The 13496-nt window shown below is 68.5% G+C and carries 14 protein-coding genes; 4 read left to right on the top strand and 10 right to left on the bottom strand.

Annotation, left to right across the window (positions count from 1 at the left end; genetic code table 11):
- Positions 1-67: 67 nt before the first annotated feature.
- Together E5K04_RS10015 and xerD are read left to right on the top strand one after the other, a co-directional pair.
- On the top strand, positions 68-538 hold the full coding sequence (locus tag E5K04_RS10015; protein WP_136553590.1) for a methylated-DNA--[protein]-cysteine S-methyltransferase: 471 nt from the start codon (positions 68-70) through the stop codon (positions 536-538).
- Positions 522-1406: a site-specific tyrosine recombinase XerD gene (xerD, locus tag E5K04_RS10020; protein WP_136553592.1), complete on the top strand. Its 885-nt coding sequence runs from the start codon at positions 522-524 to the stop codon at positions 1404-1406. Before E5K04_RS10015 ends, xerD begins: the two co-directional genes overlap by 17 nt.
- Here the strand turns inward: xerD and E5K04_RS10025 are convergent.
- The 8 genes from E5K04_RS10025 to E5K04_RS10060 form a co-directional block, all read right to left on the bottom strand.
- A complete protein-coding gene (locus E5K04_RS10025) occupies positions 1391-2314 on the bottom strand; it encodes a DMT family transporter (protein ID WP_136553594.1) in 924 nt (307 codons plus the stop codon). The genes xerD and E5K04_RS10025 overlap by 16 nt on opposite strands.
- Positions 2315-2384: 70 nt before the next feature.
- Positions 2385-2990, bottom strand: coding sequence for a glutathione S-transferase N-terminal domain-containing protein (locus tag E5K04_RS10030; protein ID WP_136553596.1), 606 nt, complete (start codon positions 2988-2990; stop codon positions 2385-2387).
- A 73-nt stretch (positions 2991-3063) separates the two neighbouring features.
- Positions 3064-3747, bottom strand: a complete 684-nt coding sequence (locus E5K04_RS10035) for an SIMPL domain-containing protein (RefSeq protein ID WP_136553598.1) — start codon at positions 3745-3747, stop codon at positions 3064-3066.
- 64 nt (positions 3748-3811) lie between these two features.
- A complete protein-coding gene (locus E5K04_RS10040) occupies positions 3812-4606 on the bottom strand; it encodes an ABC transporter ATP-binding protein (protein ID WP_136553600.1) in 795 nt (264 codons plus the stop codon).
- Positions 4606-5505: an ABC transporter permease gene (locus tag E5K04_RS10045; protein ID WP_136553602.1), complete on the bottom strand. Its 900-nt coding sequence runs from the start codon at positions 5503-5505 to the stop codon at positions 4606-4608. The genes E5K04_RS10040 and E5K04_RS10045 overlap by 1 nt, the downstream gene beginning before the upstream one ends.
- 72 nt (positions 5506-5577) lie before the next feature.
- Positions 5578-6543, bottom strand: coding sequence for an ABC transporter substrate-binding protein (locus E5K04_RS10050; RefSeq protein WP_136553604.1), 966 nt, complete (start codon positions 6541-6543; stop codon positions 5578-5580).
- A gap of 243 nt (positions 6544-6786) precedes the next feature.
- The gene (gene aceB / locus E5K04_RS10055) at positions 6787-8382 is read right to left on the bottom strand and encodes a malate synthase A (protein WP_136553606.1); all 1596 of its coding nucleotides are present in this window, start codon (positions 8380-8382) and stop codon (positions 6787-6789) included.
- 104 nt (positions 8383-8486) lie between these two features.
- Complete coding sequence (locus E5K04_RS10060) at positions 8487-8963, bottom strand: helix-turn-helix domain-containing protein (RefSeq protein ID WP_136553608.1); 477 nt, start codon at positions 8961-8963, stop codon at positions 8487-8489.
- A 158-nt stretch (positions 8964-9121) separates the two neighbouring features.
- On the opposite strand from E5K04_RS10060, the gene E5K04_RS10065 reads away from it, so the two are divergent.
- Together E5K04_RS10065 and E5K04_RS10070 are read left to right on the top strand one after the other, a co-directional pair.
- Positions 9122-9373: a hypothetical protein gene (locus E5K04_RS10065; RefSeq protein WP_136553610.1), complete on the top strand. Its 252-nt coding sequence runs from the start codon at positions 9122-9124 to the stop codon at positions 9371-9373.
- 38 nt (positions 9374-9411) lie between these two features.
- On the top strand, positions 9412-10308 hold the full coding sequence (locus tag E5K04_RS10070) for a LysR family transcriptional regulator (RefSeq protein WP_136553612.1): 897 nt from the start codon (positions 9412-9414) through the stop codon (positions 10306-10308).
- Between the two features lie 46 nt (positions 10309-10354).
- Here E5K04_RS10070 and E5K04_RS10075 read toward each other — a convergent pair whose 3' ends face one another.
- Positions 10355-10780, bottom strand: a complete 426-nt coding sequence (locus E5K04_RS10075) for a hypothetical protein (RefSeq protein WP_136553614.1) — start codon at positions 10778-10780, stop codon at positions 10355-10357.
- 112 nt (positions 10781-10892) lie between these two features.
- Positions 10893-13430 carry a DNA mismatch repair protein MutS gene (mutS, locus tag E5K04_RS10080; RefSeq protein ID WP_235844338.1) on the bottom strand — a complete coding sequence of 846 codons (2538 nt, stop codon included), beginning with the start codon at positions 13428-13430 and terminating at the stop codon, positions 10893-10895.
- Positions 13431-13496: the final 66 nt, after the last annotated feature.

The raw sequence follows: 13496 nt of genomic DNA on the forward strand, positions 1-13496 counted from the left end.
TCACCTGCCGCGACCCGAAGCGCAAGGCATGCCTTGCGCTTTTTTCATGCCTGTAAGGAGCGCCGTGATGGACGCCTACGACGCGGTGATCGCCACCCCTTGCACCCGGCTCGGGCTGGTGTGCGCGGACGACGCGCTGCTGCGCGTCGACTTCCTGACGCCGGACGCGCCGCTGGTCACGCCTGCCGCCGGCTCGCTCGCCGCGCGGGCCGCGGCTGAACTGGACGCCTGGTTCGCCGACCCGCGCTTTCGCTTCACGGTGCCGCTCGCGCCGCGCGGCACGCCGTTCCGCCTGCGTGTGTGGCAGGCGATCGCCGGGGTGCCGCCGGGCGAGGTCGTCAGCTACCAGACGCTGGCGCAGCGGGTGGGGTCGGTCGCGCGCGCGGTCGGCACCGCCTGCGGCGACAACCCGCTGCCGATCTTCATCCCGTGCCACCGGGTGGTCGCCGCGCGGGGGCTGGGCGGATTCAACCATTCGACGGACGGCGGCATGCTGTCGGTCAAGCGCTGGTTGCTTGCGCATGAACGAAGACCTTGAACTGATCGACCTGTTCGTCGACCACCTGCTGCTCTCCGACGGGCTGTCGCGCAACACGCTCGACGCGTACCGGCGCGACCTTGCCAAACTCGCCGCGCGGCTGGACGGGGAGGGGGGCGGCCTAGCGACGGCCGGTGCCGAGGCCCTGGCAGCCGCCCTGCAGCCGCAGGACGGCGAAAAGCCGGCCACCCGCGCGCGGCTGATCGCCGCCTGCCGCCGTTTCTACCTGTTCCTGTTCGATAGCGGGCAGCGTGCCGACGACCCGGCGCAGCGCCTGAAGGGGCCGCTACCCAGACGCACGCTGCCGCGCACGCTCAGCGAGGCGGACGTCGACGCGCTGCTGGCGGCGCCGGATACGGCGACGCCGCTGGGGCTGCGCGACCGGGCGATGTTCGAGCTGATGTACGCGACCGGCCTGCGGGTGTCCGAACTGGTCGGCCTGCAGTTGTCGGAGTTGGACCTGGCCGCCGGCGTGGTGTCGACCATAGGCAAGGGCAACAAGCAGCGGCTGGTACCGATGGGCGAGCCCGCCCAGCAGTGGCTGGCCGTCTATCTGGCCGAGGCGCGCCCGCTGTTGCTGTCGGGGCGCGCCTGCGAAGAAGTGTTCGTGACGGTGCGCCGCGCCGGGATGACGCGGCAGATGGCGTGGCAACTGGTCAAGCGCTACACCGGCATGCTGGGCCTGACGGGCGTCAGCCCGCACACGTTGCGCCACGCGTTCGCGACCCACCTCGTCAACCACGGCGCCGACCTGCGCGTGGTCCAGCTATTGCTCGGCCACGCCGACATCTCGACCACGCAGATCTACACGCATGTCGCGCGCGAACGCCTGCGCGCCTTGCACGCGCGCCATCACCCGCGCGGCTGATCGTGCCCGCCGCCGCCGGCCCAGTAGAGCCCGGCAAGCACCGCGCTGGCGCCGGCCAGTTGCAGCGCGCCCAGCGCCTCGCCGAACATCAGCCAGGCGAGTGCGGCCGAGATCACCGGCTGCAACAGCAGCAACAGCGAAGCCGAAGATGCCGGCAGGGCGGCGAAACCCTTGCCGACCAGACCCTGTCCTGCGCAGTGCACGCACAGCGCCATCATCAGCAGGATGCCCCACGCCATCCAGCCTTGCGGCCACCAGTGTTCGCCCGAGATCAGCATCAGGGGTGCCAGCGTCAGCGTCGCGGCGAGGCTGCTCTCCAGCATCACCGTCTCGAAGCGGCCGCCGGCCATCGCCGGCTTGAGCGCGAGAAAGTAGGCGGCGTAGAACACCGCCCCCGCCAGCGCGATCAAGTGTCCTTCGAACACGGCGCCGGAGCCTGCACCGGCGCTCTCGCCCAGCGCGAGCAAGGACGCGCCGCCGACGGCGAGCAGCATGCCTGCACTGAGCCGGGCACCCGGGCGTTCGCCGAAGGCAAACCAGGCGAACAGGGCGATGAAGACCGGCGCCAGGTTGTCGATCAGCGTGGCGTTGGCGACGCTGATCATGGTCAGCGACTGGTTCCACAAGGCGAGGTTGAGGCCGAGGCAGGCGCCGGCGACCCACGCCCAGACGCGGTGGTGCCGGCCGGCTTCAGGCGTGCGGACGGGTACCCCGGCGAGGCGGCCGTACATCAGCAACAGCAGGACGGGTTGGGCGAGCAGCAGGCGGTAGAAGGCCGAGGCGATCGGCCCGACATGCGACAGGCGCACCAGGAGCGGCGACGCGGCGAGGCAGCAGACGCCAAGCGTCAGTTGCACGAGCGCGCGCCGCTGCGCCGGGTGCGGCGCAAAGGCGGTCAGCGTGGACACGGAGCGGTTCCAAAAACCGCAGCTTAAAACAGGTGTGCTTGCTCGCTGTTGACGCAGCGCAAGCGGCGTCTCAGGCCGGGCGGGTCTCGGCGAACGCCGGCCGGGCCGCGAGCTTGTCGGCGTGCTGGGCGAGTACCGGGTGGCGTTCGCGCCAGTCGAGTTCGGGCAGGCGCAGGCTGACGTAGTCGAGGCAGCAGCCGCAGGCGATGTCGGCGATGCCGTACGCCTCGCCGTTGCACCAGACGCGCTCGCCGAGCGCGTCGGCCATCGCGGCGAGGCCGCGCTCGACTTTTTCCAGCTGGCGTTCGATGCTCGCGGCGCTCTGCAAGGCTTCCGGGCGACGCCGTTCGATGACGGCTGCGACCAGCGCGTCGCACACGCCGTCGGCCAGCGCTTCCCAGCGGCGGGTCTCGACCAGCGCGCGCCGCTCCTGCGGGTAGAGGCGGGAGACCGGCGAGATGCTGTCGAGGTACTCGGCGATCACGCGCGAGTCGAACAGCGTGCTGCCGTCGTCCAGCTCGAGTACGGGGACCTTGCCCAGCGGGTTGTAGCGGGCGACGGCTTCCGCGTCATCCCACGGAGACAACTCGACGACGGGGCAGTCGATCTTTTTTTCGGCCAGCACGATGCGGGCCTTGCGGGCGAACGGACTGGTAGGGGAGGAAATCAGCTTCATGATGCGTGCAGGGAAATGGACAGGACGGCTGGCGCCGTCCTTGCCCTAACTGTAACGCGGCGCGTGCCGGCTGTCACTGCAGTTCTACGCGAGCGCTCGCGTCGACGCCGATGCGGCTGACGCCCGGCTGCCAGTTGACCGGGGCCGGTGCGCCGGCCTCGGCGTTGGCGACGGCGAACTTGGCCTGCGCGAACACCGGCATCGGCGCGCCGCCGCCCGGACCGTTCAGCGTCAGCTCGCGCACCGCCTGGCGCGGCTTGCCGAGGCTGCGGCCGACCACGCGCGCCTGCGCGTCGATGTCGGCGAGCGCCTCGGGGATCAGTGCCTGCTGCGCCGCGCGGCGCGCCGACTCCGAGACCTGGAAGCCGATGCTCTCGATCAGCATGAAGCCTTGCAGGCGGGCGACCAGCTCGGACGCCGCTTGCAGGTCTCGGCCGCTGACCGTCACGCTGGCGCGGCCGCGCCAGCCGTTCACCTTCCTGTCCTTGCCGTATTCGGGCCAGCTGTTGTAACCGGCCTGCGCGAAGGAAAGCTGCGGGTAACGCGCGGCCTCCTTGCGCGCGCGCTCGAGCGCACCGCCCAGCTCTCGGGCGAGGACGGCCGGACTTGCTGCGTCGGCCTGCACGTAGAGGCGGGCGACCATCTCGTCGTTGGCGATTTCTCGCGAGGCGTTGGCGCTCAGGTTGAGCACCACCGGCTCGGCCAGCACGGAGGCACACGGCAACAGGGCGGCGAAGGCGAGGCCGTATAGCTTCATGGCAATGCTCCATGGATCAAGGTGCGATGTTTGCCATGATAGCCGCACAAGGGGCCGCCCGCACTCAGCCCAGCAACAGCGCGTCGTCGTCCACCGTCTCGCCGCGGGTCTTCTCGAACATCGACAACAGGTCGGCCACCTGCATGCGCGCGCGCGTCTCCCCGTCCACGTCGAGTACCACCCGCCCCTGGTGCAGCATCACGGTGCGCCCGCCGTGGTCGAGCGCCTGGCGCATCGAGTGGGTGACCATCAGCGTGGTCAGCCTGTTTTCCTGCACGATGCGGTCGGTCAGCTCGAGCACGAAGGCGGCGGTCTTCGGGTCGAGCGCGGCGGTGTGCTCGTCCAAGAGCAGGATGCGCGAGGGCTGCAGGGACGCCATCAGCAGGCTGACCGCCTGGCGCTGGCCGCCCGAGAGCAGGCCCATGCGGTCTGCCAGCCGGTTTTCCAGGCCGAGCCTGAGGGTGGCGAGCTTGTCGCGGAACAACTCGCGCTGCGCCTTTTTCACCGCCGGGCCGAGCCCGCGGCGCTGCCCGCGCTGCCAGGCGAGCGCGAGGTTCTCCTCGATGGTCAGCGCCTCGCAGGTACCGGCCATCGGGTCCTGGAACACGCGGGCGACCAGGCCGGCGCGCTGCCAGCTCGGCAGGCGGGACACGTCCTGGCCGTCGATCGCCAGCGTGCCGCCGTCCGGCGTCACGTCGCCCGAGATCGCGTTGAGGAAGGTCGACTTGCCAGCGCCGTTGCTGCCGATCACAGTGACGAACTGGCCGCTTTCTATGGTGAGCGACAGTCCGCGCAGCACCGGGTTTTCGATCGGCGTGCCGGGGTTGAAGGTCTTGGTCAGATTGTGGGCGGCGAGCATCAGGCGGTCCTCCCGCGGGCGGCGTTCGCCTTGGCTTTCAAGAGCGGCAACACCAGCGCGAAGCCGACCAGCAAGGCGGTGACCAGGTTCAGGTCCTGCGCGGCCAGCCCGATGAATTCGGCGTTCAGCGCGAACGCGATCATCACGCGGTAGAGCAGCGCTCCCAGCACGGTGGCCAGCGTCACCACCCACAAGGTGCGTGCCGGGATCAGCGTCTCGCCGATGATGACCGCGGCAAGGCCGACCACGATGGTGCCGATGCCCATCGAGATGTCCGCGCCGCCCTGCGTCTGAACGTAGAGCGCGCCGGCCAGCGCGATCAGCGCGTTGGAGAGCGCCATGCCGGCCAGCGTCATGCGGTCGGTCGAGATGCCCTGCGCACGCGCCATGCGCGGGTTAGCGCCGGTCGCGCGCATCGCGAGCCCGGCCTGCGACGCGAAGAACACGTCGAGCAGCAGCTTGGCGGCGATCACCACCGCGGCGAGCACCGCCGGCTGCACCAGGTAAGCCGACTCGAAGTCGTCGCCGATCAGCGGCGAGAACACGGTCGGCGCGCCGATCAGCGGCACGTTTGGCGCGTCCATGATGCGCAGGTTGATCGAATAGAGCGCGATCATCACCAGGATGCTGGAGAGCAGCTGCAGGATGTTCAGCCGCACGTTGAGCCAGGCGGTGCACCAGCCGGCGGCCGCGCCCGCGATCATGGCGATCAGGCAGGCGGTATAGGGGTCGTGGCCGCCGGCGATCAGCGTGGCGGCGACCGCGCCGCCCAGCGGGAAGCTGCCATCGGCCGTCAGGTCGGGGAAATTCAGGATGCGGAAGGAGATCAGCACGCCCAGCGCGACCAGCGCGAAGACGAGGCCGATTTCCAGCGCGCCCATCAGGGCGATCATGGACATGGTATGGCTCCGGGAGGTGCCGGCTTCTGCGGCCGGCTGGGGCGGGGGATTTCCCCCGCCTGCGATGCACGCTTACTTGACGGTTTCGCTGGCGCGCTTGGCCAGCTCCGCCGACAGCGGCGCGCCCTGTTTCTGCGCGGCGGCCGGGTTGACCACCAGGCTCAGCTTCTGGCCCATCTGCGGCGCGATGGCGCCGGCCTGTTCGCCCTTGAGGATGCGCACCACGACGCGGCCGGTCTGGCGGCCGATGTCGTAGTAGTTTTGGCCGAGCGCCGCGATCGCGCCGCGCTTGACCGAGTCGGTGTCGGCGGCGATGAGCGGCAGCTTGGCCTGCGCGGCGACGGCGGCCAGCGACTCGTAAGTGGAGACGACGTTGTTGTCGGTGCTGGTGTAGATCACGTCGACCTTGCCGGCGAGGTTCTTCGCGGCCGGCGCCACGTCGACCGTGCGCGGCGCGGCCGACTCGACCAGCGTCATGCCGCGCTTGCCGAGCTCTTCCTTCAGCTCGCGCGCGACGATCACCGAGTTGACCTCGCCCGGGCTGTACACCATGCCGACCCGCTTGGCACCCGGCTTGACCTGCTGGATCAGGTCGACCTGCGCACCGATCGGCAGCTTGTCGGACACGCCGGTCACGTTGCCGCCGCCGGCTTTCCACGACGGCACCAGCTTGGCAGCGACCGGGTCGGTTACCGCGGTGAATACCACCGGGATCGAACGGGTGGCGGCAGCGGCGGCCTGCGCGCTGGGGGTGGCGATGGCGACGATGGCATCCGGCTTGTCGCCGACGAACTTGCGCGCGATCTGCGCGGCGGTCGCCGTGTTGCCCTGCGCGCTCTGGTACTGCAGCTTGAGGTTCTTGCCGGCGACAAAACCCGCAGCCTTCAGCTCGTCCTCGACGCCCTTGCGGGCGGCGTCGAGCGCGGGGTGGTCGACGATGGCGGTGATGGCGACCGACTTCATGTCAGCGGCGGCGGCGGGCAGGGCGGCGCCGGCGGCGATCAGCGCGGCGAGCAGGGCTTGGGTGGTCTTGGGCATGGCGGGCTCCGGTTGTGTTCTGGATATTTTCGGCAATCTTATTGCACTGCATGATCGCGTGCAGGGAGTGCCCGGCTTCAAATGTGCGCGATTTGTATATTTATTGGTTTTATATTGCTGCAAATCCCATGAGGTGGTCGCGTGTGGGGTGTTGGCTGGTTATTCCGTAGCAATATGCTGGCTATTTTCTGGCGCAAAAAAAGCCACCCGCTTGCGGGTGGCCTGTCGCGTCCAGCGGGCGGCTCAGTCGATGTAGTCGTAGCCCGGCAGGGTCAGGAACTCGACGAAGTCGTCCGAGCTGGTCAGCTCGGCGAACATGCGCGCGGCGTCCTCGTACTGGCGGGTCCAGCGGCTGCCCAGCTTGGCCTTCAGGTCGGCGACCACTTCGGCGTGGAACGCCGCGAACAGTTCCTGGGTGACCTTGCGGCCGTCGTCGAGCACGCCCTTGGGCGAACGGATCCACTGCCAGATCTGCGCGCGCGAGATCTCGGCGGTGGCAGCGTCTTCCATCAGGTTGTGGATCGGCACGCAGCCGTTGCCGGAGATCCACGAGCCGAGGTACTGGATGCCGACGTCGATATTGAGCTTCATGCCAGCCTCGGTGATCGGCGCTTCCGGCTGGAAGTTCAGCAGGTCGGACGCCTTGACCACCACGTCGTCACGCTGCTTGCCGATCTGGTTCGGCGCGTCGCCCAGCACGGCGCTGAACGCTTCCATCGCGACCGGCACCAGGCCCGGGTGCGCGACCCAGCCGCCGTCGTAGCCGTCGCCCGCGTCGCGGTCCTTGTCGGCCTTCACGCCGCCCAGCGCCTTCTCGTTGGCGACCGGATCGTTCTTGATCGGGATCAGCGCAGCCATGCCGCCGATCGCCGGCGCCTGGCGCTTGTGGCAGGTCTTCAGCAGCAACAGCGCGTAGGCGCGCATGAACGGCACCGTCATGGTGATCGCGCCGCGGTTGGCCAGGCAGAAGTCCTTGTTGTTCTTGAATTTCTTGATGCAGCTGAAGATGTAGTCCCAGCGGCCGGCGTTCAGGCCCGAGCTGTGCTCGCGCAGCTCGTACAGGATCTCGTCCATCTCGAAGGCGGCGAGGATGGTCTCGATCAGCACGGTCGCCTTGATGGTGCCTTGCGGGACGGACAGCTCGTTCTGCGCGAACACGAACACGTCGTTCCACAGGCGTGCTTCCAGATGGCTTTCCATCTTCGGCAGGTAGTAGTAGGTCGCGCGGCCTTCGCCGACCAGGTAGTGGATATTGTGGAAGAACGACAGCGCGAAGTCGAACAGCGCGCCGGAGACGATCTCGCCGTCAACCTTGACGTGCTTCTCCATCAGGTGCCAGCCGCGCGGGCGCAGGATCAGCGTGGCGATGGTGTCGTTCAGCGCGTACTGCTTGCCCTCGGGGCTGGTGAAGGCGATGGACTTGCGGTACGCGTCGCGCACGTTGATCTGGCCGCTGATCTGGTTTTCCCAGCTCGGGCAGTTGGAGTCCTCGAAGTCGGCCATGAAGCTCTTGGCGCCGGAATTGAGCGCGTTGATCATCATCTTGCGCTCGACTGGACCGGTGATCTCGACGCGGCGGTCCAGTAGGTCGGCCGGCAGCGGCGCGATCTGCCAGTTACCGGCGCGTACGGCGGCGGTTTCCGGCAGGAAGTCCGGCAGGCGGCCGGCGTCCAGTTCAGCCTGGCGCAGCAGGCGGCGGGCGAGCAGTTCGCGGCGGGTGCCCTCGAACTTGCGGTGCAGCTTGGCGACGAAGGCGAGCGCGTCGGCGCTCAGGATGGACTCGAACTCGGGCGTGAGCGGCGCGAGGATCTCGACGCCTTGCGGCAGTTGAACGGACATGACCAAACTCCTTTGTTTAGGACAACAGGTTTTCGGTCAGTGTATTGATATTTTAATCGGCGTAAAAGCGCTTGTGATGCACAGCTTCTTTTACTTTTGTCTGCCTAATAGGCGCCGGCGGGGCGCGTGTACGACGTCCCTCCGCGCAAGGCTTCACCGATGCGTGTGCACTGCTCACTCAGGGACAGATAGAGCGGCGCGAACAGGCGGGCCGGCTCGTCGGTGATTGTCAGCTGCTTGTTCGGCGCCTCGTGCACCCAGCCTTTGTCGACCAGGATCTTGACCTTGCGGCGAACCGTCTCGCGCGGGATGCCGGTTGCCTCTGCCAGCGAAAAGGCATTGCACGGGCGCAGGTAGCGCGCGCGTTCGTCTTCGGGCAGACGCAGCCACTGGTCGAGGTCGGGGTGCTCGCCGCCATGGCGCTCGAACAGTTTCGACAGCGAGCGGTGGGAGAGCTCGCCCAGCACCAGCGCAAGCAGCAGGTCCCCGTCGAAAGCGTGGTAGACCGCCCGCAGATGGGGGACGGTCATCTCGCCCATCAGGATGGCCGTCTTGGCGTGTCCGAGACCCGTATCTGTCATTTTATTGCTTGGTAATTTATCCATTTGGGGAATTTGCGCGTGCAGCAGCCGCTCATCGCTGGCATCCTGAAGCGAGTACGCAGTTTATTGGAATTTACTGAAAAAGGGTGGGGCGAATGGGCAGTCAATCTTGGCAACCGCGCCGCGCTGCAGCGGAAATGCTACACGGGGCAACGGGGGGCACCTGGCTGCAACCCTCGGCCGGGACGGACGAACTGCCGCGCTGGCAGCTGGCGGTGATGCTGGACGCGGCCGTCGCGGCGGGGCCGGGCGACGGCACGCTTGCGATGCGCGTCGAGCGCGCATACGCCCTGCTGCGGCAGTCGCCGGACAGTGTCCGAGCCGAACGCACGCGGCTGGCTCAGTACCTTGCGGCCCGACTGGCCGGCGAGCTGGTCTTGCCCGGCTGAAGGATGCGCTAAGATGGGTGCTTTGCCCGATTTTGCCCATGGACGCGTTCAAGCAACTGGAAACCTTTGTCGCGGTGGTCACGCTGGGCAGCCTGTCCGCCGCCGCGCGTGCCGAAGGCGTCGGCCCGGCCATGGTCGGCCGCCGGCTGGACGCGCTGGAGAACCGCCTCGGCGCGCGGCTCTTGCTGCGCACCACGCGCAGCGTCACGCCGACGCAGGAGGGGGCGGCGTTCTTCGAGGAGGCGCAGCGCATCCTGGGGGAGTTGGCCGACGCAGAGGCGGCGGTCGGCGCCGGCAACGCGCGCGCGCGCGGTGTGCTCAGGCTGTCCGCGCCGGCCGGCTTCGGCCGCCGACACGTCGCGCCGCACCTGCCGGCCTTCCAGGCGCTGCATCCTGACGTCAAGGTGGCGCTCGACCTCTCCGACCGGCTGGTCGATTTGGCGCGCGAACGCATCGACTGTGCGATCCGCATCTCCGACCTGGCCGACTCTTCGCTGATCGCGCACAGGCTCGCCGGCAACCGGCGGGTGGTGGTCGCCTCGCCGGCCTATCTTGCGGAGCACGGCATCCCGCGCACGCTGGACGACCTATCGCGCCACAACTGCCTGTCGCTCGGCGAGAGCCAGAGCCGCGGCTGGGCGTTCGTCGTCGACGGCCGGCCGGTCAATTTGCGGGTGTCGGGCTCGCTCGAATGCAGCGACGGCGCGGTGCTGCACGACTGGGCGCTTAGGGGGTTGGGGCTGACCTGGCGGTCCTTGTGGGAGGTGAAGGATGACCTGTCCGACGGACGGCTGGTGACGGTGCTCGACAGCTTCTCGTCGCCGGACTACCCGGTGTGCGCGGTGGTCGCGCAGCGGCGCTTCCTGCCGCAGCGGGTGCGGGTGTTCATCGAGTTCCTGAAAGGCTGTTACGACGCGCCCGGCTATTGGGATTGAGGCGGGCGGGAGGTTGCCGCCGCGTCTGGCCGCGGCGGCGCTACGGTCAGCTGCAGCGCGGGACGAAAGTCTCGAAGTAGGCGATCGCGCCGGCGCTGGTCAGGCCGACGTGAAAGCAGACCGACGGCGGAATGGTCTGGCCGGCCAGTTCGCTGGCGCGGATCAGCTCGTACAGCACCTCGACCTTCTTGAAACGCTCCTGCGCTTCCAGGCTCTCGTTCAGCCACGCCTGGATTTCTGCCGCGTGCGGGTGCTGGCTGTTGATCTCCAGCTGACAGTTGGGGCAGGACACGAAGCTGACCGCCGGCGGAATGGTGATCCCCATTTCGGACAGGGTCTGCAAGGCGAACGCCGAGAATTCGCTCAGTCGACGGCTTGCCCGGTCCTCGACTGCCGCTAGCGGCAGGCCTTCGGCGTCCTCGGGCAGGTTGAACAGGCGCTGGATGCCGCTCCTCGTTTCGGTATGGGCCATGGTCTGCACTTTCCTAGCTCTCTATATAAGAATTGTACAAGCTGACTATAGACAACCTGATGGAATATTTGTATCGCGGCGCAAGATTATTTTCACCGTGATGACTTATGCTTCAATCGAGTTGCGTTTTTAGCTCATACAGTAGCGCGAGCGCCTCGCGCGGGGTCAGCGCGTCGACGTCGACGTCGGCGAGCGCCGCGGTGACCGGGTGCGGTTCTGGGGCGGCCGGTGCGCGCGACGGCGCGAACAGGTCCGGCTGCTGTGCCGACACCGACTGCTCCTCGAGCTCGGCCAGGTGGCGCCGCGCCTCGCGGATCACCCTGGCCGGCACGCCGGCCAGCTGCGCGACCGCCAGCCCGTAGCTCTGGCTGGCCGGGCCTTCCTCGACATGGTGCATGAACACGATGCTGTTCTTGTGCTCGACGGCCGACAGGTGGACGTTGGCGACCGCCGGGAACTCGGCGGCGAGCCGCGTCAGTTCAAAATAGTGCGTCGCAAACAAGGTGTAGCTGCGGTTTTTCTCGATCAGCGCGCGCGCGATCGCCCACGCCAGCGCCAGGCCGTCGAAGGTCGACGTGCCGCGGCCGACCTCGTCCATCAGCACCAGACTTTGTTCGGTCGCGTTGTTGAGGATGTTGGCCGCCTCGGTCATCTCGACCATGAAGGTCGAGCGCCCGCCGGCCAGGTCGTCCGACGCGCCGATGCGGGTGAAGATGCGGTCGATCGGGCCGAGCACCACCGCCTCGGCCGGCACGAAGCTGCCGACGTGGGCGAGCAGGGTGATCAGCGCGGTCTGCCGCATATAGGTCGACTTACCGCCCATATTGGGGCCGGTGATCAAGAGCAGGCGGCGGGCGTCGGCCAGCCGGGTGTCGTTGGCGATGAAACGCTCGAGGCCGGCCTCGACCACCGGATGGCGGCCGCCGACGATGTCTAGGCGCGCATCCGGCACCAGTTCGGGTTCGACGTAGCGGCCGGCGTCGGCGCGTTCGGCGAAGGCGGAGAGCACGTCGAGCGCGGCGACCGCGTGCGCGGCCTTCTGCAGCATGGCCACATGCGCGGCGAGTTCGCCGATGAGCGCCTCGTAGAGCTGCTTCTCCAGCGCCAGCGCGCGGTCGTTGGCAGACAGCGCCTTGTCCTCGAAGGCCTTCAGCTCCGGCGTGATATAGCGCTCGGCGTTCTTCAGCGTCTGCCGGCGGCGGTAGTCGTCGGGCACCTTGTCCGACTGCGCGCGGCTGACCTCGATATAGAAACCGTGCACGCGGTTGTACTCGACCTTCAGCGTGCTGATGCCGCTGCGCGCGCGCTCGCGCGCCTCCAGCTCGAGCAGGAAGTCGCCGCAGTTCTGCTGGATCGCGCGCAATTCGTCGAGTTCGGCCGAGTAGCCGTGGTTGATCACGTTGCCGTCGCGCAACTGCACAGAAGGCTCGGGCAGGATGGCGTGCGCGAGCAGCCCGCCAAGCGGCGAGTCTTCCGGCAGCGCGGCGGCCAGTTCGGCCAGCAGCTGCGAGGGCAGCGAGCGCGCCAGCGCGCGGGTTTGCCCCAGCGCCGAGAGCGAGTCGCGCAGCGCCGAGAGGTCGCGCGGACGTGCGCTGCCCAGCGCGATGCGCGCGCTGATCCGCTCGATGTCGGCGACGCCGGACAAGGTCTCGCGCAGCGCCGCGTAGCTGGGCAGCAGCGCGCGCACCGCCTCGTGGCGCGCGCGCAAGGCGGCGTGCCCGCGCAGCGGGTGGTGCAGCCAGTGGCGCAGCAGGCGGCTGCCCATGCCGGTCTCGCAGGTGTCGAGCAGGGAGGCGAGCGTCGGCGAGCTCTCGCCGCGCAGCGTCTCGGTCAGTTCCAGGTTGCGGCGGGTCGCCGCGTCCATGCGCACCAGGTCGCCCAGCGACTCGACCGCCAGCGCCTGGATGTGTTGCAGCTCGCTGCCCTGGGTCAGCCGCACGTACTCGATCAAGGCGCCTGCCGCGCCGACGGCGACGGTCAGCGCGTCGGCGCCGAAGCCGGCGAGGTCGCGGGTGCCGAAGTGGCGGGTCATCGTGGTCTTGCCCGACTCGGCGTCGAACTGCCAGGACGGCAGCTTGCGGCAGGGCACGCCCAGCGTCTCGACGATGGGCAGCGGGTTGTCCTCGGGCAGCAACAGTTCGGCCGGCTTCAGGCGCTCCAGCTCGCTGACGAGCTCGTCGACGCTTGTCTGCATGACCTTGAATTCGCCGCTGGAGAGCGACAGCCAGGCGAGGCCGAGCACGCCCTTCACGCTGTTGAGCGCGAGCACCAGGTTGTCGCGCTTGTCGTCGAGCAGCGCGGCGTCGGTCAGCGTGCCCGGGGTGACCACCCGCACCACCTTGCGCTCGACCGGGCCCTTGCTGGTCGCCGGGTCGCCGATCTGCTCGGCGATGGCGACCGACTCGCCAAGCTTCACCAGCCGCGCGAGGTACCCCTCGGCCGCGTGGTAGGGCACGCCGGCCATCCTGATCGGCACGCCGGCGGACGCGCCGCGGGTGGTCAGCGTGATGTCGAGCAAGCGGGCAGCCTTTTCGGCGTCCTCGTAGAACAGCTCGTAGAAGTCGCCCATGCGGTAGAACACCAGCTTGTCCGGGTGCTCGCGCTTGATCGCGAGGTATTGCTGCATCATCGGGGTGTGGGTCTGGCTCATGGGCGGCTCTATGTGGGGGTTCGGACAAACAAACGCCCCGCCGGGCAGGCCGGGCGGGGCGTTCGG

This window comes from Crenobacter intestini, assembly GCF_004919095.1.
Taxonomy (GTDB): domain Bacteria; phylum Pseudomonadota; class Gammaproteobacteria; order Burkholderiales; family Chromobacteriaceae; genus Craterilacuibacter; species Craterilacuibacter intestini.

Excerpts from the sequence above, each read along its gene's own strand:
- E5K04_RS10045 (WP_136553602.1), bottom strand. The coding sequence starts at position 5,505 with ATGTCCATGATCGCCCTGATGGGCGCGCTGGAAATCGGCCTCGTCTTC.
- E5K04_RS10065 (WP_136553610.1), top strand. The coding sequence starts at position 9,122 with ATGCTACACGGGGCAACGGGGGGCACCTGGCTGCAACCCTCGGCCGGG.
- E5K04_RS10015 (WP_136553590.1), top strand. The coding sequence starts at position 68 with ATGGACGCCTACGACGCGGTGATCGCCACCCCTTGCACCCGGCTCGGG.
- E5K04_RS10070 (WP_136553612.1), top strand. The coding sequence starts at position 9,412 with ATGGACGCGTTCAAGCAACTGGAAACCTTTGTCGCGGTGGTCACGCTG.
- aceB (WP_136553606.1), bottom strand. The coding sequence starts at position 8,382 with ATGTCCGTTCAACTGCCGCAAGGCGTCGAGATCCTCGCGCCGCTCACG.
- E5K04_RS10050 (WP_136553604.1), bottom strand. The coding sequence starts at position 6,543 with ATGCCCAAGACCACCCAAGCCCTGCTCGCCGCGCTGATCGCCGCCGGC.
- E5K04_RS10060 (WP_136553608.1), bottom strand. The coding sequence starts at position 8,963 with ATGACAGATACGGGTCTCGGACACGCCAAGACGGCCATCCTGATGGGC.
- E5K04_RS10035 (WP_136553598.1), bottom strand. The coding sequence starts at position 3,747 with ATGAAGCTATACGGCCTCGCCTTCGCCGCCCTGTTGCCGTGTGCCTCC.
- E5K04_RS10040 (WP_136553600.1), bottom strand. The coding sequence starts at position 4,606 with ATGCTCGCCGCCCACAATCTGACCAAGACCTTCAACCCCGGCACGCCG.
- mutS (WP_235844338.1), bottom strand. The coding sequence starts at position 13,430 with ATGAGCCAGACCCACACCCCGATGATGCAGCAATACCTCGCGATCAAG.
- xerD (WP_136553592.1), top strand. The coding sequence starts at position 522 with ATGAACGAAGACCTTGAACTGATCGACCTGTTCGTCGACCACCTGCTG.
- E5K04_RS10030 (WP_136553596.1), bottom strand. The coding sequence starts at position 2,990 with ATGAAGCTGATTTCCTCCCCTACCAGTCCGTTCGCCCGCAAGGCCCGC.
- E5K04_RS10075 (WP_136553614.1), bottom strand. The coding sequence starts at position 10,780 with ATGGCCCATACCGAAACGAGGAGCGGCATCCAGCGCCTGTTCAACCTG.